At 69.3% G+C, this 24,723-nt stretch carries 19 protein-coding genes; 2 read left to right on the top strand and 17 right to left on the bottom strand.

The window, feature by feature from the left end; all coding sequences use genetic code 11:
- Positions 1–128: 128 nt before the first annotated feature.
- Positions 129–2,012, bottom strand: coding sequence for a hypothetical protein (locus R3E88_21510; protein MEZ4219057.1), 1,884 nt, complete (start codon positions 2,010–2,012; stop codon positions 129–131).
- Positions 2,013–2,303: 291 nt separating this feature from the next.
- The gene (argG, locus tag R3E88_21515) at positions 2,304–3,662 is read right to left on the bottom strand and encodes an argininosuccinate synthase (protein ID MEZ4219058.1); all 1,359 of its coding nucleotides are present in this window, start codon (positions 3,660–3,662) and stop codon (positions 2,304–2,306) included.
- Positions 3,663–3,783: 121 nt separating this feature from the next.
- Between argG and R3E88_21520 the strand changes: the two genes are divergently transcribed.
- On the top strand, positions 3,784–4,206 hold the full coding sequence (locus tag R3E88_21520) for an MAPEG family protein (GenBank protein MEZ4219059.1): 423 nt from the start codon (positions 3,784–3,786) through the stop codon (positions 4,204–4,206).
- A gap of 293 nt (positions 4,207–4,499) precedes the next feature.
- Here the strand turns inward: R3E88_21520 and R3E88_21525 are convergent, their stop codons facing one another.
- Together R3E88_21525 and R3E88_21530 are read right to left on the bottom strand one after the other, a co-directional pair.
- Positions 4,500–4,949, bottom strand: a complete 450-nt coding sequence (locus R3E88_21525; GenBank protein MEZ4219060.1) for a VOC family protein — start codon at positions 4,947–4,949, stop codon at positions 4,500–4,502.
- 198 nt (positions 4,950–5,147) lie between these two features.
- Complete coding sequence (locus R3E88_21530) at positions 5,148–5,627, bottom strand: hypothetical protein (GenBank protein ID MEZ4219061.1); 480 nt, start codon at positions 5,625–5,627, stop codon at positions 5,148–5,150.
- A 754-nt stretch (positions 5,628–6,381) separates the two neighbouring features.
- Between R3E88_21530 and R3E88_21535 the strand changes: the two genes are divergently transcribed.
- Positions 6,382–7,920, top strand: coding sequence for a thrombospondin type 3 repeat-containing protein (locus R3E88_21535; protein MEZ4219062.1), 1,539 nt, complete (start codon positions 6,382–6,384; stop codon positions 7,918–7,920).
- Positions 7,921–8,240: 320 nt separating this feature from the next.
- Here R3E88_21535 and R3E88_21540 read toward each other — a convergent pair whose 3' ends face one another.
- The 13 genes from R3E88_21540 to R3E88_21600 form a co-directional block, all read right to left on the bottom strand.
- The gene (locus R3E88_21540; GenBank protein ID MEZ4219063.1) at positions 8,241–8,768 is read right to left on the bottom strand and encodes a GNAT family N-acetyltransferase; all 528 of its coding nucleotides are present in this window, start codon (positions 8,766–8,768) and stop codon (positions 8,241–8,243) included.
- A gap of 2,016 nt (positions 8,769–10,784) precedes the next feature.
- The gene (locus R3E88_21545; protein MEZ4219064.1) at positions 10,785–11,009 is read right to left on the bottom strand and encodes a DUF433 domain-containing protein; all 225 of its coding nucleotides are present in this window, start codon (positions 11,007–11,009) and stop codon (positions 10,785–10,787) included.
- A gap of 194 nt (positions 11,010–11,203) precedes the next feature.
- The gene (locus R3E88_21550) at positions 11,204–11,533 is read right to left on the bottom strand and encodes a hypothetical protein (protein ID MEZ4219065.1); all 330 of its coding nucleotides are present in this window, start codon (positions 11,531–11,533) and stop codon (positions 11,204–11,206) included.
- A gap of 1,119 nt (positions 11,534–12,652) precedes the next feature.
- Positions 12,653–13,108, bottom strand: a complete 456-nt coding sequence (locus R3E88_21555; GenBank protein ID MEZ4219066.1) for a hypothetical protein — start codon at positions 13,106–13,108, stop codon at positions 12,653–12,655.
- Positions 13,109–13,179: 71 nt separating this feature from the next.
- Positions 13,180–13,578 (bottom strand): hypothetical protein, encoded by a 399-nt coding sequence (locus R3E88_21560; protein MEZ4219067.1) that lies wholly within the window; start codon positions 13,576–13,578, stop codon positions 13,180–13,182.
- A 151-nt stretch (positions 13,579–13,729) separates the two neighbouring features.
- The gene (locus tag R3E88_21565) at positions 13,730–14,245 is read right to left on the bottom strand and encodes a hypothetical protein (GenBank protein MEZ4219068.1); all 516 of its coding nucleotides are present in this window, start codon (positions 14,243–14,245) and stop codon (positions 13,730–13,732) included.
- A gap of 1,871 nt (positions 14,246–16,116) precedes the next feature.
- Positions 16,117–16,485, bottom strand: a complete 369-nt coding sequence (locus R3E88_21570; GenBank protein ID MEZ4219069.1) for a hypothetical protein — start codon at positions 16,483–16,485, stop codon at positions 16,117–16,119.
- 2,378 nt (positions 16,486–18,863) lie between these two features.
- Positions 18,864–19,847 carry an integron integrase gene (locus R3E88_21575; protein ID MEZ4219070.1) on the bottom strand — a complete coding sequence of 328 codons (984 nt, stop codon included), beginning with the start codon at positions 19,845–19,847 and terminating at the stop codon, positions 18,864–18,866.
- A gap of 65 nt (positions 19,848–19,912) precedes the next feature.
- Positions 19,913–20,815 (bottom strand): hypothetical protein, encoded by a 903-nt coding sequence (locus tag R3E88_21580; GenBank protein MEZ4219071.1) that lies wholly within the window; start codon positions 20,813–20,815, stop codon positions 19,913–19,915.
- A gap of 65 nt (positions 20,816–20,880) precedes the next feature.
- Positions 20,881–21,207: a 2Fe-2S iron-sulfur cluster-binding protein gene (locus R3E88_21585; protein MEZ4219072.1), complete on the bottom strand. Its 327-nt coding sequence runs from the start codon at positions 21,205–21,207 to the stop codon at positions 20,881–20,883.
- A gap of 3 nt (positions 21,208–21,210) precedes the next feature.
- On the bottom strand, positions 21,211–22,908 hold the full coding sequence (locus tag R3E88_21590) for a hypothetical protein (protein MEZ4219073.1): 1,698 nt from the start codon (positions 22,906–22,908) through the stop codon (positions 21,211–21,213).
- Position 22,909: 1 nt separating this feature from the next.
- Positions 22,910–24,070, bottom strand: coding sequence for a response regulator (locus R3E88_21595; protein ID MEZ4219074.1), 1,161 nt, complete (start codon positions 24,068–24,070; stop codon positions 22,910–22,912).
- Between the two features lie 58 nt (positions 24,071–24,128).
- Positions 24,129–24,689 (bottom strand): YkvA family protein, encoded by a 561-nt coding sequence (locus R3E88_21600; protein MEZ4219075.1) that lies wholly within the window; start codon positions 24,687–24,689, stop codon positions 24,129–24,131.
- Between the last annotated feature and the right edge of the window lie 34 nt (positions 24,690–24,723).

Genomic DNA, 24,723 nt, shown 5'->3' on the forward strand with positions numbered 1-24,723 from the left:
GCCGGGCGGCCGCCGATGGTAGACCGACCCGGGTCCGATGCCAGCGAGCCGCGGGCGGAGACGAGCGAGCCCCGGCAGCGCGCGCGCTGCCGGGGCTCTCGACGGGCCGCCGTCGTCGTCGGACGTCGCTACGGGAGCTGGCGCGCCAGGATCACGGTCGCTCCCTGCTCGATCTCGACGAGCGCGCCGGTCGGGTCGAAGTCCATCAGGATCTCGTTCGGGTCGTCGGGCGTGGTGTCGAACTCGACCTCGCCCTCGTTCTCGCCGGTCGACGGGTTGAACGCGACCACGAGGCTCGCGCGCACGACGCCGCCGATGCGCACGCCGTAGCTCCCGACCGGCACCTTCTCGATCTCGATGCGCAGGTCGTCGTCGCAGTCGTCCTGCGTGCGCACGCGCACCTTGCCCTTGGCCGAGCCGATCACGCCCTCGTTGAGCAGCGGCAGCTCGGTGCTCGACTCGACGCAGCTCGAGCCGCCGCCACCGCCGCCACCACCACCACCGCTCGGCGTGCCGCCGAGCGTCGCGCTCAGGTAGAGCGTCGCGCCCTGCTTCACCTCGACGAGCGCGCCGCGCGGGTCGAAGTCGAGCAGCTCCTTGCCCGCCTTCGGATGGCTCTCGAACTCGAGCTCGCCCTGGACGTCGCCCTTCTTCGGGTCGAGCCGCACGGCCACCGTGCCGCGCAGCACGCCGCCGACGAACAGGTCGTAGTCGCCGACCGGCACGTCCTCGGCCTCGACGCTGAAGTCGCGGTCGCAGTCGTCCTTCTCGCGGAAGCGGGCGTCGCCGCTCGCACCCGGGGCGGCGCTCGTCGGCACGAGCGGCGTCAGGAGGTCGATCGCCGCGCACGCGGTCGGCGGCGTCGTGCCGCCGGTCGCGAGCGAGCCCGAGAAGAGGACGCTCGCGCCCTGCGCGATCTCGATCAGCGCGCCGTCGGGCTCGAAGTCGAGCAGCACCTCGTGCGGATCGTCGGGATCGGTGTCGAACTCGATCTCGCCCTCGTTCTCGCCCGACATCGCGTCGAACGCGACCGCGATCTGGCCGCGCACGATGCCGTCGACCACGACGTCGTACGTGCCGACCGCGATCTCCTCGACCTCGATGCGCAGGTCGCGGTCGCAGTCGTCGCGCGTGCGCAGGCGCACCTTCGCCTTGCCGGGCGACACGATCGCGCCGAGGAAGATCTCGTTCTCGGCGGGATTGCACGCGCTCACGCCGCCGGCGCGCGGGAGCAGCGGCCCGGCGAAGACCGACGTCGTCCCCTGCACGACGTCGATCACCGCGCCGCGCGGATCGAAGTCGAGGAGCCCCTTCTTCGGGTGCGGCTTCGTGTCGAACTCGATCTTCCCGCGGCCGGCCGGCGTGGTGACGATCTGGCCGCGCAGCACGCCGTCGACGTAGAGGTCGTACGTGCCGGGCACGACGCCCTGCAGCTCGACGTCGAACGACTGCCGCCCGTCCTTGTAGATCTTCGTGCGCGCGCGCGCCGACCCGCCGCCCGAGACGGCCATCGACTGCACGAGCGTCTGGTCGGACACCACGAGGCCCGTCGACGCCGAGCCGTTCGAGAGGTCGGCGACGAGCACGTCGTTCACGCCGTCGTGGATCGAGAGCACGGCACCGCGCGGGTCGAAGTCGAGCGAGCTCGCGCGGCGGTTGCGCTTCGGCGACTCGTACCGGAGCGTGACGCGGCCCGAGCGGTCGGGGTCGAACGTGTCGACGGCGACGCCGTCGACGCGCACCTCGTAGGTCACGTCGTCGGTGAGCCCGCGCAGCTGCAGCTGGAGCTGCGAGCGGTTCTCCGCGAAGCGCAGGTTGAGCTTGCCCGACGCGGCCGGCAGCGCGCCCGTGTTCTCGAAGCTCCCCGAGGCCTTCGACTGGTCGCGGGCGGCGAGCGCGGCGGGGGCCGCGAGGAGGATGGCGAGCAGCGCGAGCGGCGCGGCGAGCCGGAAGCGCCGCGCGGCGGGCCGCGGGAGCGGATGCGGGAGCGGGAACGAGGATCGGGATGCCATGGGTGCTCTCCTTGCGAGCGGCCCGGCGGGAACGCGACTTCGCCGGGCGGACGGGTGAACGCAGTGCAACGGCCGTGCCCGCTCGACGCGGCGCGTCGAGCGGCCCGGACGGGATCGGGAACGATCGGTCGGGGGAGATCCCGCGGTCGGCTGCGCGTCCCCACCCGGCAGCGGGCGCGCAGGGCGCGGCGGCGAGACGCGCGGCCTCGCCCGCCCGCTGCGCCGCCGCGCCCCGCGCGGGATCGCGGAGCGGCGGCGCACGGCCGGGTGGCGGGGACGGCGCGGGCGCGGCTAGCCCTCGTCCCCCTCGTCGCCGCCGCCGACGGCCTCGGAGAGCAGCGGCATCGATGCGTCGGCGCCGCGCGCGAGCAGCCCGGCGCGCGCGTACACGCCGAGCTTCGCGCGCGTGTCGGTGATGTCGAGGTTGCGCATCGTGAGCTGGCCGATGCGGTCCTGCGCCGAGAAGAACTCCTCGCCCTTCTCCATCGTGAGGCGTTCGGGCGCGTAGGTGAGGTTCGGGCTCTCGGTGTTCAGGATCGAGTAGTCGTTGCCGCGCCGCAGCTCGAGCGCGACCTCGCCCGTCACCGCGCGCGCCACCCAGCGCTGCGACGCCTCGCGCAGCATGATCGCCTGCGGGTCGAACCAGCGACCGTGGTAGAGCAGCTTGCCGAGCTTGCGGCCGTTCTCGCGGTACTGGTCGATCGTGTCCTCGTTGTGGATGCCCGTGACGAGCCGCTCGTACGCGATGTGCAGCAGCGCGAGGCCGGGCGCCTCGTAGATGCCGCGGCTCTTCGCCTCGATGATGCGGTTCTCGATCTGGTCGCTCATGCCGAGCCCGTGGCGGCCGCCGATGGCGTTCGCCTCGGCGATCAGCGCGACCGGGTCGGCGATGTCCTTGCCGTTCAGCGCGACCGGCCAGCCCTCCTCGAAGCGCACCGTCACGCGCTCGGCCGCCACCGCGACCTCGGGCTTCCAGAACGCGACGCCCATGATCGGCTCGACGATCGCGATGCCCTTGTCGAGGTGCTCGAGGTCCTTCGCTTCGTGCGTCGCGCCGAGGATGTTCGAGTCGGTCGAGTACGCCTTCTCGGTGCTCATCCGGTACGGGAGACCGGAGCGCGCCATGTACTCCGACATCTCCTTGCGCCCGCCGAGCTCGTCGATGAAGCGCGCGTCGAGCCACGGCTTGTAGACGCGCAGGTTCGGGTTCGCGAGCAGCCCGTAGCGGTAGAAGCGCTCGATGTCGTTGCCCTTGAAGGTCGAGCCGTCGCCCCAGACGTGGACGTCGTCCTCCTTCATCGCGATGACGAGCAGCGTGCCCGTGACGGCGCGCCCGAGCGGCGTCGTGTTGAAGTACGTCGCGCCGGCCGTGCGCACGTGGAACGCGCCGCACTGCAGCGCCGCGAAGCCCTCGGCCACGAGCTGCGCGCGGCAGTCGACGAGCCGCGCCTGCTCGGCGCCGTAGGCCTTCGCGCGGCGCGGGATGTCGTCGTAGTCGGGCTCGTCGGGCTGGCCGAGGTTCGCCGTGTAGGCGTACGGGATGGCGCCGCGCTCGCGCATCCAGTGCAGGGCCGCACTCGTGTCGAGCCCGCCCGAGAACGCGATGCCGACCTTCTGTCCGACGGGGAGTTCCTGGAGGATGTGACCCACGGGAGCGGCTCCGAAAAAGGCTGGGGTTGCGAGCGGCGGGACGGTAGAAGATGGGCGCCGCGCCCGCCCGCGCCCGACGCCGCCGCGCGCACGCGCGGCCCACCGAAGGAGACCGCCGCCCATGTTCGCCCACGGAATGATCGCGCCCGTCCTCGCGCTCGTGGCCTGGAGCTTCGTGCTCTGGTTCTGGATGTACGCGACGCGCATCCCGGCCATGCAGCGCGCACAGGTCGACGTGGCCGAGCTCTCGCGCACGGGCGCGCCGCTCGTCCTCCCGCCCGAGGTCGCGCGCGTCGCCGACAACTACAACCACCTGCACGAGCAGCCGACGACCTTCTACGCGACCGCACTCGCCGCGCAGCTGGCCGGTGCCGCCGACGAGATCGGCGTCGGCCTCGCCTGGGCCTACGTCGGCCTGCGCGTCGTCCACTCCCTCGTCCAGGCGACGAAGAACGTCATCCTGCTGCGCTTCGCCGTCTTCGCGATCGGCTCGTTCGTGCTGCTCGGCCTGCTCGCGCACACGGCGTGGCTCGTGTTCGCGTGAAGCCCGGACGGGCGCGAGGACGGCGCGGGTGTCGGCGACTCGCTACCAGAGCGCGGTTGCACCCGGCTCGCGGAGTCGTCGACGTCGTCCCTCTTGCTAGGCGGACGCGGCGAGGACGGAGTCGGCCGATGACGCCCGCGCGCGGCGCGCTCGGGCGTACGAGTCCTGGCGTACGAGTCCTGGCGTACGAGAGAACGCCCGTCCGCGCCGATGCGGATCTCCCAGCCAGCACGCGCGTCGACCGCCCCGGCCCTGCAGCGATCGGGCAGGGGCCGGCGCGCACCGGCTTCACCTCAGCTCGGCTCGGCTTCGTCGTCGGCGGCCGTCGGCACGCGACGCGTCGGCATCCCGGGCGCCGGCTCGTGGAACTCGAGCACGTTCCCGTCCGGATCGCGGACGAAGAAGAAGCGGGCGCCACCGAACTCCACCCGCTCCGTGATCTCGATCCCGAGCTCGTCGAGCCGGTGCTCGACTCTCTCGGAGTCCGTGACCTCGAGCGCGATGTGCGTGTATCCCGCGTGCTTGGTGGGCCGGTCCATCAGCACGTTCTCGGGCGAGGCGTCCTCGGACGCGTTCAGGATGAGATTGATGTTCACGCCCGACGGGTGTTCCACGATGGCCACAGGCTCCGGGCCTACCGGGCCCGCGATGAACTCGAAGCCGACCTTCTCGTAGAAGCGACGCGAGACGGCGAGGTCGCGTACCCGGACGCCGACGTGGTGGATGCGGGTGATCTCGTCCACTGGGAGCACCTCTCTTCCGTGAATCGGAGCCGAGGCGGGCAGCGAGCGTCGCCCTCCTCGGATGCCGCCGGGCACATGGGAAGAGCGGCGGCCAGCGGCGCCGAACGACACCGCAACGCGACGTGCAGCACCTGCGACTCCGCGAGCCTAGCACGCTCGTGATCGCTCGATCGCTGCTGCGTCCTTCGCACTTGCTTGTTAGGCATCTCCGGCGCTCTGCCACCTGGCTGCGACGTGGTCACGCCAGACGGGCGAGTTCGCCTGTTCGGCCACGAACTCGAGAAAGTAGTCGTGCTCCCGGTCGATTCCGTCGTACGTGGTGTCGATGAGGGCCCAGACGAGTCGCGCGAGGTGCGAGTAGCGGATCGAGAGCTCGCGGCGCCCTCCGACCAGGACCTCGAAGTGCGACACGAACGGGAGCGGACGGCGATGGCGGAACCGGACGCTGGCATCGGCGGCGAGCCACCTTCGAGCCGCGCTCTGGAAGACGACGTCGTCGCCGTCGCGGTACAGGGCGAACCACACTCGCCGGCCGAACAGACGCCGCTCGCAGGCGGCATAGCCGTACAGCGGAGCTGCGTCCGGCCGAGGCGACGAGAGGCGAACGACGCGCGCTTCGCCGTTGGCGACGTCGAACTCGACCTCCCGGTACGCGCGCGTCCAGTACCGAAGCTGCACGGTGGCTCCCGGCGGTCCGACGGATCGGCATTCGGCCGTTGGCCGCCGGCCGATGGCGGTGATCTGCCGCGACCTCGGCGAACGTCGGCGTTGTCGCAAGCCTACCAGCCGACGATGCCACTCCGAGCGGGCCGTCCGCTGCAGGTCCTCGTCAGGGGTCCCGATTGTCGAATCGGAGCCGCACGCGACAGGCCCTGGGGGTGACTTCGCGGGGAACGCTCGTCGGACGAGTGATGCGACCTGCTCGACCCGGGACGCACCATTGCTCGCGCACACGCGCCGCTCGACGGCTCGTTGCTAGGCGGTACGAGCGACGTACTCGCCCATTGGAACCGCACCCGCCACCGCCCCACTCCGCGTGCGCCAGTGCGAACCGACTCGAGGTTCGCGGGAAGCGAGAGCCGTCGGAAGAGCGCCGGTCCACTTCCCGACCTTCACTCCGCTCGGACCCGCCACCGAGGTCGATCGAAGCCCGCTGTGCCACGCGATCTTCGAGGAAGTGCTAGGCGGATCTGCGCGTCGCCGCGGGCCGAGCGAACCTGCCACCGGGATCGAGCCCCGCACGATCCCGTGATTTGCACGTTGACTGGGCGGGCCGGCTGGTCCCTAATCGCCGTCGGGAAGCAGCGCAGTGGTGTGCGACGACCGCCGTCCTCGTGCTCGTGCTCGTGCTGACCGGATGTCTTCGATAGGCCGGTGCCGACGCATTGCGGCTCGAGCGGGCGCGATGCGCGCGCTCGATCCTGGAGGCGCGATGCCCATCTTGATTTCCGCGCGCTCGGCTCGGCGCTGCGTGCGGGCGACCGGCCGCTCGACCATCGTTGGGATGCTGGCGCTCGTGGTAGTGGCAGCGGGTGCGCAGGCCGCCGACGTGCGCGAGGTGCCGCTCGCGGCGAACGATCTCGTGTTCGATCCGGCTTCCGGGTGGATCTGGGCGAGCGTACCGGGCAGTGCCGGCGCCATGGGCAACAGTGTCGTTCCGATCGATCCCGTCGACGGATCGGTCGGATCGCCGATCTTCGTCGGCAGCGAGCCGGGGCCTCTCGCCATCTCCGACGACGCATCGTTCCTCTACGTTTCGCTCGACGGCGCATTCCAGATCCGCCGGGTCGACCTGCACACGATGGCGGCAGGCATCCAGTTCGGTCTCGGCTCGGATCCGTTCTTCGGTCCGTTCCTGGCCGAGGACATCGAGGTGCAGCCCGGCAACCCGCGAGTCATCGCCGTGTCGCGCAAGAACCTCGGAGTCAGCCCTCGGCACGCAGGGGTTGCGATCTACGACGATGGCGTCCAACGCCCGAACGCGACGCCTCGGCACACCGGCTCGAACCGGATCGAGTTCTCCGAATCGCCCGGCGTGCTCTACGGCTACAACAACGAGAGCACCGAGTTCGGTTTCCGGGACGTCACGGTCGACGGGGCCGGTGCGACGCAGGGCACCGTCACCCGCGACCTGATCACCGGCTTCGGAGTCGACATCGAGTTCCATGACGGACTGATCTATTCCACGACAGGCCGCAGCATCGATCCGGCGGCGCGGGTCGCGGTGGGAACCTACCCGGGCGTGTCGTTCTCCCGGGGCGTCGTGGCCGATTCGAATGCCGGGCTCGTCTACTTCCTCACGACGAACAGCCTGCTGGTCTTCGACATGACCACCTTCGTCCTCCTCGAGACGGTTCCGCTCTCGGGCGGCGAGCGCGGTCTCGTCCAGTACGGGCCGGGCTCTCTCGCCTTCATCAACGCGGGAAGCATCGTGCTGGTGGACGTGAACCCGCCGGACGAGGACGCGGACGGCGTAGGGGACAACGCCGACAACTGCCCCTCGACGCCGAACCCGGACCAGTCGGATCGGGATGGCGACGGCGAGGGTGACGTCTGCGACCTCTTCCCCGACGACCCGAACAACGAGCTCGCCCAGTGCGCACTGGATCTCGACGAAGTGACGAGCGAGCTCGAGGAATGTCTGGCGACGCCCGGGTACGTCGACTCCGATGGCGACGGCGAGCACGACGCCACGGACCGCTGCGCGTTCACGCCGCTCGGAGCCCCGGTGGACGACGGTGGCTGCTCGCAGGAGCAGTTCTGCGCGAGCTTCACAAGCAGGGACAGCTGCCGGCACGCGGACTGGCGCAACGACGAGGAGACACGCTCGAGCCCGCGCGACTGCGAGCCCTCGAAGCGCAGTCGTCGATTCCAGTGCGTGCCGTTCTCCGACGCACGCCCCGGGCACGACGAGCACGACGACGACGATCGGGTCTCCGCGCCGCGCGGTGCGCGCTTCGGGACGAGGTGATCGAGCGCGCGCTAGGGAGCGCTCGGAATCCGAGGCCTCGGCGCCCCCGGCGCACTGTCGTCGGCTCGCGACTTTCGGTAGCGCCGGGGTCTTGCCAAGGGGTGGTGGCTGCGAGGTGAGGTGTCGGCCTCGATCGCTCGGGCGATGGGAGGCCCTGGGTATCGGAGACGGTGCGCAGGCCGTTGGCGGCCTAACGGATCGGGCGCTCGGCTGACCCCAGACGGCGCCGCCGGGGCTCGGTGAGCCGGCATTGGTTGACGCCTTCGACTACCAGATTCGTTTGCGCGCGGCTGTTTTTGGGGGCCAGCTGCAGAGGCTTGTTAGGCGGCGGCCAAGCGGGCTTCGCGCTCGAACACCTCTGCTTCTGCCGCCCCTAGAGGGGCCCGGAGCTCGACGTGCTGGACGCCAACAAGGCGGAAACCGTTGCGCCGCAGGATCTTGAGCGACGCAAGGTTCGACCTGAGTGCGCGAGCCGTGATGAGCGCGATGCCAAGCTGAGGGGCGGTGGGGAGAAAGGCAGCGACAGCGGCACCTGTGATACCTCGGCCCCAGAGATCGGGCGCGAGCCAGTACCCGAGCTCGGCGCTTTGAGCAGCTGCATCGGGCGCGAGATCGATGGCCCCGCACAATGTTCCGTTTGGTTTCCGGATCGCCAGGGCGTGGCGGAACCCCTGGTCTTGTTGGCGCAGCCGGAAGCTCAGATACGCGGCGGCTTCGCTGGGACCGTACGGGAGAGGAATCACCGGGATCGTCTGGGCGACGAGGCCGTCGGATAGCGCCGCGACGAGCGCGCCCGCGTCATCGGGGCGGTAGGGCGAGAGGTGATACTCGCCGACCTCGATTCGCATGCCGCCGCCCAACGGCTTGCCGCTCAGCTGACCCCAAACAGCGCCGCCGGGGCCCGGTGAGACGACCTCACCGCCTCGGGGCCCACAGCTGCAGCGTAGGGCGAGAGGTGATGCTCACGTTGTAGCGCCGACCCGATTGGAAGCGGCGCCAGATCGCTTCTGAAGCCAAGCCGCCCAACGACCGCCGCATCTTCGTAGAGCCGGACGGCGCCTCGGTGCCCAATGACGCCACCTGATGATAAACCGCCGTCGGCCACGATGATAAACTTCGCATGCGCTGGTTAGGCACCAGATGATCTGCCGTCGAGCACCACGAAGGGGCCGCGACCCTGGCGATCTAGAGCGTTATGCCGTAGTAGGCGGAGCCGAGTTGGGGCCGCATGATACGAGAAGGCAACCGTCGCACACACTAGGGCGTCCAGCGCGCCGTCCGTGGATGCCGCTATGCCGCCGTGCAGGCTGAATTCTTCCACCCATCGGTCTAACAGCCGCCCGACCGCCTCCGGCGAACGCTTGTACTGCCGGACATCATCGAGATGCGCGGCGCCCAGGCGAAGGGCTAGGCAAGCCCTTGGGTGGGTTTCAAGGATCGTGCCGACTGATGGAGCTACGGCGTCCGCCAGCAGCCTGGCTCTCAGGGGCACTGCCATCAGCGAGTTCGCCGAGGCCACCCAGGTTCGGCAGTCCGCAGGTAGGAGAGCTCGGAGCTCCATGTCTGAGGACCGAAACCCGTTTGCATCGCTCAGAGCCAGCGACAGTTGGCCGTCGATCGCGATCGCCGTCGCGCCCTGAGCCGTGACAACGTTCATCAGGATCTCGGGGTTACGAGCTTGGGGCCGAACGTCACTTGAAGGCCACGGTGTGATGGTGCCAGGCCGCAAGCCCAAGTGTTCTCGGCACCGGCGATGTCTACTCCAACGAAGTGGGGTTCCACACTGGCCTTCGACCTGTGTGCCTAACGGCTTGCCGCTCAGCTGACCCCGAAGCAGCGCCGCCGGGGCCCGGTGAGACGGCCTTGGTTGACGCCCGAGACTACCACGGCCGATTCGACCAAGCTGTTGGGGGTCAGCTGCAGCGGCTTGTTAGGCAGCGCGCCTCGATCGGTAGGAGCGGACGGACACCAATCGTCCTAGAGTCAGCGCGCGGCCGAATGAACGAAGGCCCACTTCGAAGGTGAGCCGAACGTTGTCTGAGGATCGTACTCGTCCCCTCGCAGACGCCAGAACGATCGCCGGAGGTTCAGGTGCCTCCAGAATCTCGAGGATTGTCGCTGCCGCCACTACTCGCGACGTTCGAGCACGGAACTTCATCGAAACGCTCCGGTGCCTAAATCGAATGCCAGCGGCCTTGGCCAGTCCCATGGCCTCGAAGACCAGCGCCCGACCAAGGTCAGGAGGTCTTGGTAGGCGCCGGCTCGCCTCACCCTCGACGATGGAAGCGCTCGCTGTACGTGGACCTTGATCTGCTGCCCGAACGGTCGATTCCGGAATCACTTGCGAGGAAGAGCGTGAGAGAAGCCCAGCCAGCAACCAAGCGCTCGCGCGCGAGCCCAGCTTCGGTATGATTGCGAGGACGCCGCGCTGCCTAACGGCTGCCAGAGGCCGCTGATGACAGCGCCGCACGGAGGCCCGGCGAGACGACCGGCTGACGCCCGTACCGAGACTAACAGAGGCGATTGCCCCCAGCTGTTGGGGGTCAGCTGCAGCGGCTTGTTAGGCGGCGATGCGGATGTAGGACCCCGGACGCGCCAGGGGGAGTCGGGCCAATAGCTCGGGGACCAGCGGCTCAAGGTCGCGGATGTCGTTGCTCCGGGCCGCGAGAGCCACGACACAGATCTCGAGCGTCACGAGGTTCTGCTGGTGGGGAATGCCTTGGTCGACGGTGATGAAGACATCGAAGGAGGCAGCGGCTCGGGCGAGAAGCTCTCCGTTCTTGAGACTGCTCCAACCCTCCTGGGGGACGGTGCGTACCTCATAGGACGCGAGCAGCCGAGCCAGCCGCCTGGGAACGCACTCGTCAAGCAGCAGACGCACTGGAGTCCAGAAGCGAGCGCGCATGCTCGAGCACAGCAACTGCCTGCTCGCGCGTGACCCCGGGAAAGTCCTCGATGAACTCGGACAGCGGATGCCCACCTTCCAGGTAATCGAGCAAGGCCTTCACGGGCACTCGAGTACCGCGGAAGACCGGGACACCGCCTAGGACTTCGGGATCGACATGGATTTCAGAGCACTGCTGGGACATACGGTCAAGGTAGCGCACGTGGCGAGACCGGACGCTTCGGCCCTCGCCGCCTAACGGATCGGCGTTCAGCGGCGTGGCACGACCTTGCACCGCGGCACGGGACGCCTGGGACTTCGCCAGCTTACCACGTTCGATATCGGCACAGCGTTGCCACGTCCGCTGCAACGGCTTGTTAGACAGCGAACATGCTCGAACTACCGCACCCAGCCCCAAACCACCCAGACAACGGGCGCGACTGCGAAGGCGGCGACAAGTACCACCGCGTATCGCAAGGCGGCAGATACGGCACTCTCAGCGGCCCGAAACCAAGGATAAGCAAGCATGAGTACGAATGAAGCGACGGCCCAGACGGGCACCGAGAAGTACCAGAGCAGGCCGAACCCCTCGGCAGATTCGCCTTCGTTCGAATAGACGAAGGTCGAGATCGACATGGCCGCGATGAACGCCCACAGAGTGACGTTCAGAAAGACCGAGGCGGAGAAGAGCAGCGCGGGCAAACGATGGGGACGAGGAGCGTCAGTCACGAGCCACCGCGTTCGCTGTCTAACGGCTTGCCGCTCAGCTGACCCCAACAGCGCTGCCGGGGCCCGGTGAGACGACCTTGGTTGGCGCCCAAGACTACCAGAGGTCGATTGCGCCCGGCTGTTGGGGGTCAGCTGCAGCGGCTTGTTAGGCAGCGGCCCGCGCTGCTCGGAACCACGCTGGATCGAGGCCGTCGCGCTTGAGGGATGACACCTCGAATCGATGCGGGAATGGAAGCCGCGATGCCATCCGAGCGCGAAACTCGCGGCCGTAGCGATCTGCAAACTCCTCGCGCTCGCGTGCCGCCGAGACCAAAATAGATCGAGATTGAGGTTGAACTCCGCCTCGTTCGAGCTGGGCGTGAGGACTCGCCGGCAATAGTCGACGTAGTGACCAACCTCGTGAGGGACGGTGCGGAAGAGCTGAGTTGAACGCATTGCCTCCGGACCACTGGACACACGATAGGAGCGAGGCTCGGCGGCAACCTCATGGCCATCGGACCGAAGGAGATCGAGCTCAGCCGCGGCCCAGGGTTGAAGGGATTTCGGCCATTTCACGACGCTGGGAGACGGTTGCGCCTCCAGGATCCCAAGAGGCGGGCCCCTGAAAAGCCCGCGACATCCGCGTGGTAGATGAGACGCCCCCAGACAAGAGAGAGAAGGGCCTGCTTCCGGGTCGGCTGCCGAAGCGCGACGAACGCGATGCCTGCTACGTCTTCGCTGGGGAGTAGGTCAAATAGCTCTGAGAGGTCATCGACGGTACACGGGTGCAGACACGGGGAGCGCGGCGGCTCCACGACGAAGGAGCGTCCGCCCTGCAACGCTGCGCTGAACCACAACCGGGTCGTGCAGACGCTCCCAGTAGCACCGCGCATCGGCCCACGGTTCGGGAACAACCATTCGATTGTCCTGACCGTGCCCGGACTTCTCGGTCCCAATGTTGCGATTTCGTCGCCGCGCATCTCGCATGGAGCCGCTGCCTAACGGATCGGCGCTCAGCTGCGAGCCACAGCGCCTCTGCGGCCCGCTCGAAGCGCTCAAGTCTAATGCCAGACTCTACCAGAGGTCGATTGGAGCACACTGTGGCTCGTCAGCTGCAGCGCCTTGTTGGGCGGCAGGCCTCTACTGCTCGTAGTCAGATCGGGATACCGCGATTCCTTCCTCGATATCGCGGAAGAATGTTTCAAGATCGGGCGTAGCGCCGCAGTTCGGGCAGGCCAGCTCGACCAAGACAGCGAGCATGTCCTGGAACCACGACGTGTCCGATCGCATCGGCGGTATCGCGTGGGTGTGGGCAAGGTACTGGACGGCCCGCACGATGAGGTTGGGGTCGCGCTCCTGGCCGGCGACGAACTCCTCGTGGTTTTCGGCGATGGAGAAGAAGCGGTTGGCGACGTCCTCGATGGATGAGACATCGACGGGGCGTCGCTCCCACATGGTGTTTCGGGCTGCCGCGAAGCAAGCAGCTCGGAGGGCCTCACGATCGAGCTTCACGTTCGTCCTGCCGCCCAACGGATCGGCGTTCAGCGGCGTGGCACAACCCTGCACCGCGGTACTGGACGCCTGGAACTCCGCCATCCTACCACGTTCGATATCGGCACAGCGTTGCCACGTCCGCTGCAACGGCTTGTTAGGCAGCGGACGCCTACCTAGAAATCGCAGCTCCTGCCGCTCGTGTCGCGGAAGAGTTCGATGCCCTGGACCCGAAGCGCGAGCCGAGAGTCGGATTCATAGGGAGCGTCCGAGATCTTGAGGGAGTCTGGCCAGATCGCGTTCGGAAGACCGACCTCGATCGCACCGGGAGGAAAGCCGTAAACGACACCGCCGCGCAGCGCATGGAGGCCACCGTCACTTTGCAGGACGAAGCTGACTTCGCCCGACGACGAAAGCCGGAAACAGCTCGGGCCTGACTGCCAAAGCCCGACAAGGCCAAGACGATTTGGCGGAACCGGTGCGCGGTCTCGGGAAAGCAACGCTTTGGCACCGAAGAACATGCCGGCAATGAGCGCGCCGACAAGAGCCGAGCCGAGCAACTTCGAGATGGGCACAGCTCCGCTGCCTAACGGACATGCGGTTCAGCTGCGCCCGACAGCGCTGACCGCCAACGCTGGGGCACGGCGCCCGCCGCCAGAACGGGACCACGGACCGATTGAAACGAGCTGTTGGGCGTCAGCTGCAACCGCTTGTTAGGCCGCTGGCTCATCGGGACCACCAGCTGAAGAATGAGTGCGTGACGAGGATTCCAAGCGCGCGGACCAGGCCTCGCTCCTGTTCGGACTCGGGTGCATGCTCGACCAGATTCCAGACGATCCAGCCCCCGAGCGCGTCGGAGCCGATGAGTTCCGGCTGGCTTCCGTAGGAGGGATCCTTCTCTAGAGCATCGAAGGTTCGATCAAAGAAGGCCTTGCAATCCTCAAACGCGGCGATCCCCTCCGGACGCCATGAGTTGAGATTGCGAGCGACGATCTCCATGAGCGAGTCGATCTGCGTATCCGGCAGGCCGATCTGGTTGGCGCGGGTTGCCGCGATGAAGACACCCGCGACGGTGAGTACCGAGTCCCATCTGTCGGTTGGGATCGAGTAGACGAGGTCGAAGCGGTCGCCTACCGAGGTGTACGCGGCGGTCGCTTGGATCTGAGCCGCCGTGACGAGATTCTCGGCCTGAGTACGCAGCCCGTCGTTCTTGTCTGGCTTGCGGCGAGAGAACAATCCCATCGCGTTTCTCCGGGTGGCGCTCCAGCGGCCTAACGGATACGTGCTTCAGCCGCCGGGCCCCGCGCCTGCGGAAGCCCCGACCGAAGCGCCCAACATCGCCGCCCGAGACTATCACGCGCGGCCACGCCCGCGCGGGGACCGGTCGGCTGCAAGCACCTGTTAGGCGCCCCGCTGCCCACCACCCCGAGCACCCTGCCCCGGCCGAGCCCTGCAGCCCACCGGCTCGCCTCCCGAGCTCGACTCTGCCTCGGCCGCGCCCCGGCCAGGCCCCGGCGGCACGCGCCCTCTGTGCCCCGGGCCGCGCTCCACCCCTGGCCCAACACACGGCGCCGCGAGCCCGCACGAGCGCCACGACCAGACGCCGTGACTGCTCTGCACCGAGCCTCGAGCGAAGGCAGTGCCCTGACCGACGCCCCGACCCGCCGCCGACCACGAGCCGAGCACGAGCACGCCCTGGGCTCAGCTCCGAGACGAGCACGACGCGCGGCCCGCCTCGCAACCCAACGCCGCGGACTCGGTACTGAAGGGTGGCGAGCACGAAGGGGAAAGCGGGAAGGCAAGCGAGAGGAGAGGACTCGCTTCGGGGGCGCCTAACGGCTTGCCGCTCAGCTGACCCCAAACAGCGCCGCCGGGGCCTGGTGAGACGACCTTGGTTGACGCCCGAGACTACCAGATCCGATTACGCCCGGCTGTTGGGGGTCAGCTGCAGCGGCTTGTTAGGCGGCGCGCAAATGTCTCAATCGGGGAGAAGATCGTTTTCGTGGATCTCGAATTCACACTCTCCCTCCAAGGACTCGAGGCCCCAAGGTCGAGCAGTGCTGATACGAATGTTGTCGTCGAGGCGCTCGAGGATTTCGCGCGATGGCAGCAGGACGCGGATATCGACTTGACTCGTCGAGGTGCTCAGTGGAGACAACCGGAACCTTTCGTGGAACGTCCAACGACCGCGAGCATCCACAAGCTTCAGCTCGACGAAGCCCGGAAATGACGAATCGAGGTGCGGACGATCTGAGCGCGAACCGCGACCATAAACTATCGCGCCGCCTAACGGACTGGCGCATCAGCTGCCGCCCGCCGCTTGAGGTGGAGCGAGCCTACCCGGTGGACGCCCAGGACTCAAGCCGCGTGGCCGACCGAAGGGAGGCGACACGCGGCGCGCCACGGCCGGGCGTACGGGCGGTCAGCTGCATGCGCTTGTTAGGCGGCGTGCGTATCGCCCCGGACGATCGAGTAGAGGGCGGCGTCATGATACCGACCGCGGAGGAGAAGTCGGGAACGGAGGCTCCCCTCCTGCCGAGCCCCCGCCTTCTCCGCGACGCGCCTGCTACCGCCGTTCTCGCTGGCGATGGTGAGTTCGAGTCGGACGAGCTCGGTCTCCCGAAACGCCCAAGCAGCTAGAGCCCGCACGGCGGAGGTTGCCACGCCCCTTCGGGTCTCGGAGGTTCGAACCCAGTACCCGAGGTTGCAGCGGTGATTGAGGGAATCGATCTGGTTTCAGAGCCCGCCGGAGCCAAGAACGCGGGAATCGGAAGACTCGATGACAAACTCGAAGCTCGTCCTGTCCTGAAAGGCCTCGCTCGCGGCCTGGACCCAGGCTTTAGCATCCGAGAGGCCATACTCAGCGTGACACCACGGCATCCACGGTGAAACTTCGGAGATAGACTCCCTCACCGCTTCATAGATCGGCTGGGCATGCCGAGCCTCATGGGTAGCTAGTCGAACCTGCACGCTCCGCCCACGCCGCCTAACGGATCGGCGTTCAGCGGCCAGCAACAGCGCTGACCAGCCCCGACCCTGCCTCAAGAGTATGCCGCCAGTCGGCGACCAAGGTCAATTGAACCGAGCTGTTGCTGGTCCGCTGCAACGACTTGTTATGCGGCGGCAACGCACACCCTCTTTACGTACCGGTAGAGCAGGAAGACGACGAGAAGAACGCCTGGAATACCGATTGCCATGCCGAGGCGTGCATCGCCCTGAAATTCGAGGAATAGGTTTGCGTTGAACAGCGTGAGAGCCGAAGCCCAGCCAAGCAATGCCAAGCGCGTATTCGGCGCGAGCTTCCAGAGTTGCACACCGGTAGTGATTGCGAGCACACCGACCAATGCTGCCAAGGCCGCGTACGAGACTTGCGGCTCCGCATCCGCACGGAGAAGCCCGATCGGAAACGCGAGCAAGGTCAGCGCGCCGTACAGGAGAAAGAGTGTCGCGAGTACCGTCGCGCCTGCAGGTCGAACCGGCACGGCTTGGCCTCCGCCGCATAACGGCTTGCCGCTCAGCTGACCCCAGACAGCGCCGCCGGGGCCCGGTGAGACGACCTTGGTTGACGCCCGAGACTACCAGACCCGATCACGCCCAGCTGTTTGGGGGTCAGCTGCAGCGGCTTGTTAGGTGGCGTGTTCGGCCTTATAGAAGAACTTCCGTGCGCGCTTTGCCAAAAGGTCAAGTTGACCGAGCGAGACATGGAGCGGCACTTCGACTCGCCAGCCACCGGAAAGAGGCTGATTCTCGAGGCACACGCGAAAGGTTACGTGCCCAAGCCGATCGCACGTCGCGCGAAGGCCGAGGTGCGACCGACGCCAGTTCGCGAACGCCGAGCCAGCCGGTGCGCATGGTGGCCAGGCTTTCGAAGAAGTCGACCCAGGTTGTTGAGTAGATGTCAGGAACGTACGCGCTCGCGTGGAGACTGCCGTCAACGACGCTCTGCACGAAAATCAAGATCGTCGTGTGGGCCACGCGGGCTGACTTCGCACTCCGAAAGGCGGAGCACCGCATCGCTCGAGTTAGAGCGGATTTCGAGCTCCGGCATGACGCCGCCACCTAACGGCTTGCCGCTCAGCTGACCCCAAGCAGCGCCGCCGGGGCCCGGTGAGACGACCTTGTTTACGCCCGAGACTACCACGGCCGGTTCGACCAAGCTGTTGGGGGTCAGCTGCAGCGGCTTGTTAGGCAGCGGCACTCGATGCCTGGGATGAGCGGCTGGATGCCTCGCGTCGAGCGGCGCAAGGCGGCCCACCGAGCCCGGCCCTGAGGCCCGCCAGAGTCGGCGGTTGATGAACCCCGAGAGCCGGTTGGTGTGGCTGGAGGGCGAGCGAGCCGTCGCCCAGGGACGAGTGAGCGCCGCGACGCCACTACTCGCGAGCGACCCACCTGGATGCGCAGCGAGAACTGCACCCGCATCCAGAAGGGACCTTAGACGGGAGGAACGCTGCCTAACGGATTGCTTCGCTACCGGACAGCGCCCGGACCGAAGCGCCCAATCGCTACGCGAGACAGCTCGACCGTCGCTGCAAGCACTGTCGTCCCGCTGCCCACCACGAGACCAACCCAGGCTCGGATCCTGGCTCGCCTAGTCGGCCGCGCCCCGGCCAGGCCCCGGCGGCACGCGCCCTCTGAATGGCCGATGCCGCCGCACGAGCGCCACGCCCAGATGACTTCGCCAAAAGTTTCCTTAGCCCGAGACGATCACTACGCGCGACCCGCCTCGCAACCCAACGCCGCGGGGCCCAGGGTGGCGAGCCGAAGGGCTCAAGCGAGGGGAGAGGACTCGGCTTCGCCGATCGATCCACTTCGCCGGCCAATCCCTTCGACGAGGGGCCCGATTCTACCGCGACGTCAAGCTGGAGGCGGCCAGGTGCGGTCCTGACGCGGAAAGTTTGCCGGCAGAGCTGAGCGGCCCGAAGAGCTGCGATCGCCTCGGCGCGCGCAATTTCCTCGAGGATTGGGGGCGGACGTGTTGAAGGTAGCGCCGCAAGCCCGGTGATCTCGCTTGTCGCGATCGGCTCCAAGGGTGGCGTTGGCGGATGATGTCTGCCTGATGGCGCGGGGCGGCCCGGAATCTCGTGAAGTACCGGTAGTGCGGCGAAGCGGCTCGCGGCCGTATAACGGATACGTGCTTCAGCCGCCGGCCCCGCGCCTGCGCGACCGAAGCGCCCAACATCGCCGCCCGAGACTATCACGCGCGGCCACGCCCGCGCGGGGACCGGTCGGCTGGCGGGGCGCCCCGCTGCGAGCACCCGGCCCCGGCCGAGCGTGCAGCCACCGGCTCGCCTCCCGAGACATCTGCCTCGGCCGCGCCCCGGCCAGGCCCCGGCGGCACGCGCCCTCTGTGCCCCGGACCGCGCTCCACCCCTGGCCCAACACACGGCGCCGCGAGCCCGCTGCGCCACGACCAGACGCCGTGACTGCTCTGCACCGAGCCCCGAGCGAAGGCAGTGCCTGACCGACGCCCCGACCCGCCGCCGACCACGAGCTCGGTGTGGCTGGAGGGCGAGAGCCCAGGCTCGAGCCGTCGCCCAGGGACGAGTGAGCGCCGCGACGCCACTACTCGCGAGCGACCCACCTGGATGCGCAGCGAGAACTGCACCCGCATCCAAAAGGAACCTTAGACGGGAGATCAGAGAAGGAGGGTCGCTGCCTAACTCATATTCGCCAGCGCCGGCCAATCCCTTCGGCCGGCGCCGCGTCGCCTCATAGTACCTCGTTATTTGGATCGCTCGGCTCGCAATCCTGGTTGTGGGGCGCGGTGTTGCGTGGGCGTCGGGGGCGGGGGCGGTTGGCGTTGGGCGGCGCGGGGCGGCTTCGTAGTGGCGGGGCGGGGGCGGGGGTGCGGCTCGGGGCGTCAGAGGCGGTCGGCGGGGCTGCGGACGCCGAGGGGGCCGTTCTGGAGGACGTGGGTGTAGATCATGGTGGTGCGCACTTCGCGGTGGCCGAGCAGCTCCTGGACGGTGCGGATGTCGGCGCCGTCCTCGAGGAGGTGGGTGGCGAAGGAGTGGCGGAAGGTGTGGCAGGTGATGCGCTTGTGGAGGCCGGCGCGCTCGGCGGCCTGGCGGACGGCGCGCTGGACGGCGGTCTCGTGGAGGTGGTGACGGAAGCGGCGGCGGGTGTGCGGGTCGGTGCCGAGGCGCGTGGCGGGGAAGAGCCACTGCCAGCGCCACTCGGTGGCGGCGTGGGGAGCCTTGCGCGCGAGCGCGTCCGGCAGCGGCGGGCCGGCGACGCGGTGCTCGCGGTCGCTCTCGAAGGTGCGGCGCACGTGCGCGAGGTGGTGCTCGAGCGCGGGCAGGCTCGAGCGCGGCAGCGGCGCGACGCGGTCGCGCTTGCCCTTGGGGTCGCGGATGACGAGCTGCTGGCGATCGAAGTCGACGTCCTTGATGCGCAGGCGCAGCGCCTCGAGGAGGCGCAGGCCGCCGCCGTAGAGCAGGACGGCGACGAGCCGCGGCACGCCGTCGAGCTCGGCGAGCATGGCGCGCACCTCGTCGCGCGAGAGCACGACGGGCAGCCGCACCGGCCGCTTGGCGCGCACGGCGGCGTCGAGGCCCTCGAGGGCGATCTCGAGCACGTCGCGGTACAGGAACAGGAGTGCGGCGAGCGCCTGGTTCTGCGTCGACGCCGAGACGCTGCGCGCGACGGCGAGATCGGTCAGGAAGGCGACGACCTCGGGCGCGCCCATCTCGGCGGGGTGGCGCTTGCCGTGGAAGAAGATGAAGCGGCGGATCCACGCGACGTAGGCGTCCTCGGTGCGCCGGCTCATGTGGCGCAGGCGCATCGTCGCGCGCACGCGGTCGAGCAGGCGCGGCGGGGGCGGCCGGGGGGCGTCGGGGGCCATCGAGGCACCGGCGCGGGACGCGGGGTGCGCGCACGGTAGGCCAGCCGCGCGGCGGTGGCGAGCGCCTAACGAGGGCGCGCGGCCGCGTCGTAGAGCCGCAGCACGGCCGGCCCGTCGCGGCCCTCGCTCGCGATGGCGAGGCGTCCGTCCGACAGGAAGGCGAGCGCCTCGGGCTGCGGCTGCTCGTCCTTGTCGAAGAAGTGGAGTCCGCGGATCGCGCCGTCGCGCGCGGCGACGAGCACGAGGCGGTCGACGCCCGAGAGCAGCCAGAGGTCGCCCGTCGCGGGGTGGACGGCGATCTCGGCGAACCGGAGCTTCAGGCGGTGGCGGAGCTGCTTGCGCGAGGCGCCCGCGCGTTCGGCGGCCTCGCGCACGCGGTCGAGGTCGAGCACGACGAAGGGCCGCGCGTCGCGCTCGAGCGTCGCGCGGCTCACGCGGTAGAGCGGGCGGAGATCCTTGCGGCGCTTGCCGTCGGGGCGCGTCTTCGGCGCGACGAGCAGCGCGCCGGTCACCGGGTCGAAGGCGAGGCCCTCGAGGTCGCGCTGCTCGGTGTCGAGCTCGCCGCGGTCGACGACGTGGAAGTTCTCGTCGTCGGGCGGCTCGTCGTCGTCGAGCTCGCCGTCCTTCGGCTCGATGCGCAGCACGCGGCCGTCGCTGCGCAGCGCGAAGAAGGCCTCGCCGTCGAAGGCGAGGCCTTCGTAGTCGCCCTTCTTGGCGAACTTGTCGCGGCGCACGACGTCGCCGAGCGCGAGGTCGAAGTAGTAGAGCGCGCCCTTCTCGTCCTGCACGCAGGCGAGCAGCCCGGGCGCGACGGCGGCGATGCTCGACACCTCGCGCAGCGCCCTGGGCAGCTCGAAGGAGGCGACGGCGCGCGAGAGGTCGTAGCCGGCGAGCACGTCCGCTCCTTCCGCGGAGCGCGCGTCGCCCGCGCCCTCCGCGGGCCCGCACGCCGCTGCGAGCAGGGCCACCGCCGCCGCGAGCGCGCGCCGCGAGCGACGCGCGGCCCGCGCGCGCGGAAGCGCTCGCGCGCGCGCTACGACGCGGCCTCCTCGCCGGTGCCGAAGAAGCCGGGCGGCTTCGTGACGACGAGGTCGCCGTTCACGCGCACCTGGCAGGCGAGCCGCACGCCCGACGCCGGGTCGTGCGGCCAGCGCCCGAGGCGCTTCTGCTCGGTGGGCGTCATCTCGGACGCGCGGCCCTCGATGCGCACCGCGCACGTGCCGCACGAGCCGCGGCCGCGGCAGTGCAGCGCGCGCGCGGCGGTCGTGTAGAGGGGAAGGCGCGCGCGCACGAGCACGAGCCGCAGGTTCGACCCGAGCGGACACTCGACGCGCTGTCCCGCGAACTCGACGAACGGCATGCGCTAGAGCGGCTCCGTGATCGGCAGGTCCTCCCACATGAGCTGCAGGAAGACGCCGATGAAGAACGACAGGAACGTCATCAGCAGCACCACGGCCGGGAAGACGAGGAACGGCTCGACCCCGATGATGCGCGGCAGCTGCCCGGCGATCGGATCGAGCGCGGAGCGTAACGCCGCGATCGGCAGCGCGCCGCCGCCGTCGGGCGCCCAGTTCCGCGACACCATGAACGGCCCGACGATCGTCGTCATCACGAGCCCGGCCGTGAGCGCCTGCAGCACGCCGAGCTGGAAGATCGCGCGCGCGCGGTCGAAGGCGACCTGCGTCGACCCGAGCCGCCGGCGGACCTCGATGTAGATGTACAGGAGCGTCGCGAGCGCGAGGAACAGCGTGAGCCCGCCGACGGCGACGACGTCGCGGCTCGCGAGGTCCCACACCTCGTCGATCAGGAACACGGGCAGGTAGCCGACGATCACGCCCGCGAAGATGCGCGGCACCGACGAGTTGAAGAACGTCAGGTCGCGCCGCACGCAGAACTTCCAGATCAGGAACCAGAAGGCCGTCGCGTTCACGACGGCGACCTCGCCCGCGCACCACCAGTCGAACACGCGCGGCGCGCGCTCGTAGAAGAAGGCCGCGAGCGCGAACGGCGCGACGAGCACGGCGAGCTCGAGCGAGTGCATGCGCGGGCTGTGCCAGCCGAGCGCGCGCTTGCCGTCCGCCACCTCGCCGCGCTCGAGCCGCGCCGCGTGGTGGATGATGGCCGCCGAGTGGCGGATGTCGTAGCGGCGCAGGAACCACGTCTCGAGCTTCGCGTGCGCGCGGCGGCTGTCGCGGTCGGCGCGGCGCAGGAAGGGCACGAGGTCGCAGCCGCGCGCGATCACGGGCCTCTCGGGGCTCGCGGCGATCGCGGCCAGCAGCTCGGCCTCGCGGTCGCGGAACGGCGAGTCCTCCTTCTCGAAGGCCTGGTTCGTCTCGTCGAGGCACACCTGCTCGAGCCACATGTAGAACGCGCGTTCGGTCATGCGCACGACGAGCCGGTCGACGAGCGCGCGGTCGTCGCCCTCGAGCGCGTAGAAGAAGCCGCTCTCGCTCGGGTCGTCGCCCGGGTCGACGGGGTCGGCCTCGCCGCGCACGTAGCGCTCGAGGTAGTCGGCGTCGACGCGCTCGGCCATCACGACGCGCAGGCACTCGTAGGCGAGCTTGCGCAGCGCGAAGCCCGCGACGCGCAGCGAGCGGCGGTCGCCGAGGTCGCGCGTCTCGAGGAAGCGCAGCAGGATCTGCGCGAGCAGCGCCATGTCCTGGTGCATGCGCACGCGCACGTCCCCGCCGAGGGCGCCCTCGGCGCCGAGCCGCACGCGCATCTGGTCGAGGTAGCGCGGCGCCTCCGAGAGCAGGCGCATCACGAGCTCGCGCGCGTCGCGCCGGTGCGCGCGCGGCGAGAGCAGCCGCGCCTTCTGCAACAGGTCGTCGAGCTGCAGGAAGAGCTCGGCCGGGTCGTGGCGCGCGGCGCGGAACGAGAACGTCTCGGGGAAGACGCGCTCGAAGCCCTCGCCCTGGTCGCACTCGAAGCGCACCTCGCGCGCGTGGAACGCGAACGTGAAGCGGAACACCGCGCGCAGCCGCTCGACGCGCAGCTCGAGCCGGTCGAGCCCGCGCGCACCGCCGCCGTGCGCCTCGCCGGGGCGCGCCGCCGCGCTCACGTCAGAGCACTCGCTGCCTGGGGTTCTCGCCCGACTCGTAGTAGCCCTCGACGCGCCGCGCGAGCTCGGCGACGCGCGCGGGCAGCGCCTCGCCCGACGGCCAGCGCTGCGCCGCGACGTTCATGCGATCGCGCAGCAGCTGCGCGTCGGGATAGTCCTCGCGCACGAGCAGGTCGTCGACGTCGAGCCAGTTCTGGATGGCCGTCTGCGCGCGCGACACGCGCTCGCCGAGCTCGGCCATTCCGGGCGAAGCGATGCCCGAGCCGCGCACGTCGTCCGCGAGCGCGCGCAGCTCGCGCAGCGCCTCGTCGAGCCGCGGCCGCAGCTCGCCCTCGTGCTGCCCGGTGTCGATCACGATCTCGTCGAAGCGCCGCCGCAGCGGCTCGTGCGACACCTCCTTGAACAGGATGACGCGGCCGATCGGCTCGCCGTCGCGCTGGCCGAGCGTCTCGAGCGTGATGCGCAGCCGCCGCGCGCCGTCGCCGACGCGCAGCTCCGCGTCCTCGAAGCGCCCGCCCGCCTCGGACGCGAGCTTCTGGATCGTCGCCGCGAGCGCCTCGAGGCCCTTGCTCTTCATCACGTCGTCGAGCGAGACGCCGCGCGGGTCGTCCGGCAGCTTCAGCATCTCGCGCGCCGATGCGTTCGCCGCCTGCACGACGCCCGCCGGGTCGACGGCGATCGCGCCCGTGTCGAGCCGGTCGATCACGGCCTCGAGGAAGCGGTTCGAGCGGCGCAGCTCGTCCACGAGCCGCCGGTTCTCCATGAGCAGCGCGTGGTGCTCGTAGGCGCGCCGCACGACCTGCTTCAGGTCGTCCGGCTCCCACGGCTTGTTCACGTAGGCGTAGACGTGCCCGTCGTTGATGGCCTGCACGGTCGACGCCATGTCCGCGAAGCCCGTGAGGATGATGCGCGACGTCTCGGGGTGGCGCGCGTAGACCTCGGCCAGCAGCTGCGAGCCCGTCATGTCGGGCATCCGCTGGTCGGTGATCACGACGGCGACGGGCGCGTTCTCGTCGAGCAGGTCGAGCGCGCGGCGCGCGTCGTTCGAGGTGACGACGTCGTAGTCGTCCTCGAACGTGAAGGCCATCGTCTCGAGGATGGCCTCCTCGTCGTCGACGACGAGCAGCTTCGGCAGGCCGTTTCGGGGTCGGACTTCGGTCATGGCAACTCACCGCGCGTGCGCGGACGGAACGGGGCGCGCCGGGCTGCGGGCCGTCGGCCTAGCCGAAGAGCTTGCTCCGCGTCGCGTCGCGCTTGTGGCGCAGGTCGACCGCCGCCCGCAGCTGCGAGCGCTTGTCGGCGAGCCGCTTCGGCAGGCGGTCGCGCGCGGCCTGCGTCCACGGGCGCTGCTCGGCGCCGTCGCGGAACGTGCGGAACTTGCGGAACGCCCAGAGCTCGTGGCGGAACTCCTGCTCGACGAGCTTGATCATGAGCGCGTCGTCGAGGAAGCCGAACACGGGCACGTCGTCCGGGATCAGGTCGCCCGGGTTCGCGAAGTAGGCGAGTGCGCCGAGCACGCGGTCGCGCACGGCGCGGGGCGCCGCGTAGTCGCCGTCCTCGATGATCGCCGTCAGGTCCTCGAGCACCGCGACGGCCTCGAGCACGAAGGTGGGCGTCTTCGCCGCCCCGCGCATGCGCGCGACGAGCTGCTTGGCGCCGTCGACGATCTTCGACTCGTCCTCGGACGTCGCCGCCTTGCGCGCCGCCTTGACGAGGCCGCGGAAGTACTTGCGATCGTCGTCGTCGAGCGTGAAGACGACCTTGAAGCTCTGCGTGGCCATGATGTGGGAGCCTCCGCCGCGGGGCGCTCCGCCC

The sequence above is a fragment of the Myxococcota bacterium genome (genome assembly GCA_041389495.1).
GTDB lineage: Bacteria > Myxococcota_A > UBA9160 > UBA9160 > UBA4427 > JAWKRT01.

What these genes read in the sequence shown, in the direction of transcription:
- R3E88_21510 (MEZ4219057.1), bottom strand. Translation starts at nt 2,012, where the DNA reads ATGGCATCCCGATCCTCGTTCCCGCTCCCGCATCCGCTCCCGCGGCCC.
- R3E88_21520 (MEZ4219059.1), top strand. Translation starts at nt 3,784, where the DNA reads ATGTTCGCCCACGGAATGATCGCGCCCGTCCTCGCGCTCGTGGCCTGG.
- R3E88_21535 (MEZ4219062.1), top strand. Translation starts at nt 6,382, where the DNA reads ATGCCCATCTTGATTTCCGCGCGCTCGGCTCGGCGCTGCGTGCGGGCG.
- R3E88_21540 (MEZ4219063.1), bottom strand. Translation starts at nt 8,768, where the DNA reads ATGCGAATCGAGGTCGGCGAGTATCACCTCTCGCCCTACCGCCCCGAT.
- R3E88_21545 (MEZ4219064.1), bottom strand. Translation starts at nt 11,009, where the DNA reads ATGTCCCAGCAGTGCTCTGAAATCCATGTCGATCCCGAAGTCCTAGGC.
- R3E88_21555 (MEZ4219066.1), bottom strand. Translation starts at nt 13,108, where the DNA reads ATGGCGGAGTTCCAGGCGTCCAGTACCGCGGTGCAGGGTTGTGCCACG.
- R3E88_21565 (MEZ4219068.1), bottom strand. Translation starts at nt 14,245, where the DNA reads ATGGGATTGTTCTCTCGCCGCAAGCCAGACAAGAACGACGGGCTGCGT.
- R3E88_21575 (MEZ4219070.1), bottom strand. Translation starts at nt 19,847, where the DNA reads ATGGCCCCCGACGCCCCCCGGCCGCCCCCGCCGCGCCTGCTCGACCGC.
- R3E88_21585 (MEZ4219072.1), bottom strand. Translation starts at nt 21,207, where the DNA reads ATGCCGTTCGTCGAGTTCGCGGGACAGCGCGTCGAGTGTCCGCTCGGG.
- R3E88_21595 (MEZ4219074.1), bottom strand. Translation starts at nt 24,070, where the DNA reads ATGACCGAAGTCCGACCCCGAAACGGCCTGCCGAAGCTGCTCGTCGTC.
- R3E88_21600 (MEZ4219075.1), bottom strand. Translation starts at nt 24,689, where the DNA reads ATGGCCACGCAGAGCTTCAAGGTCGTCTTCACGCTCGACGACGACGAT.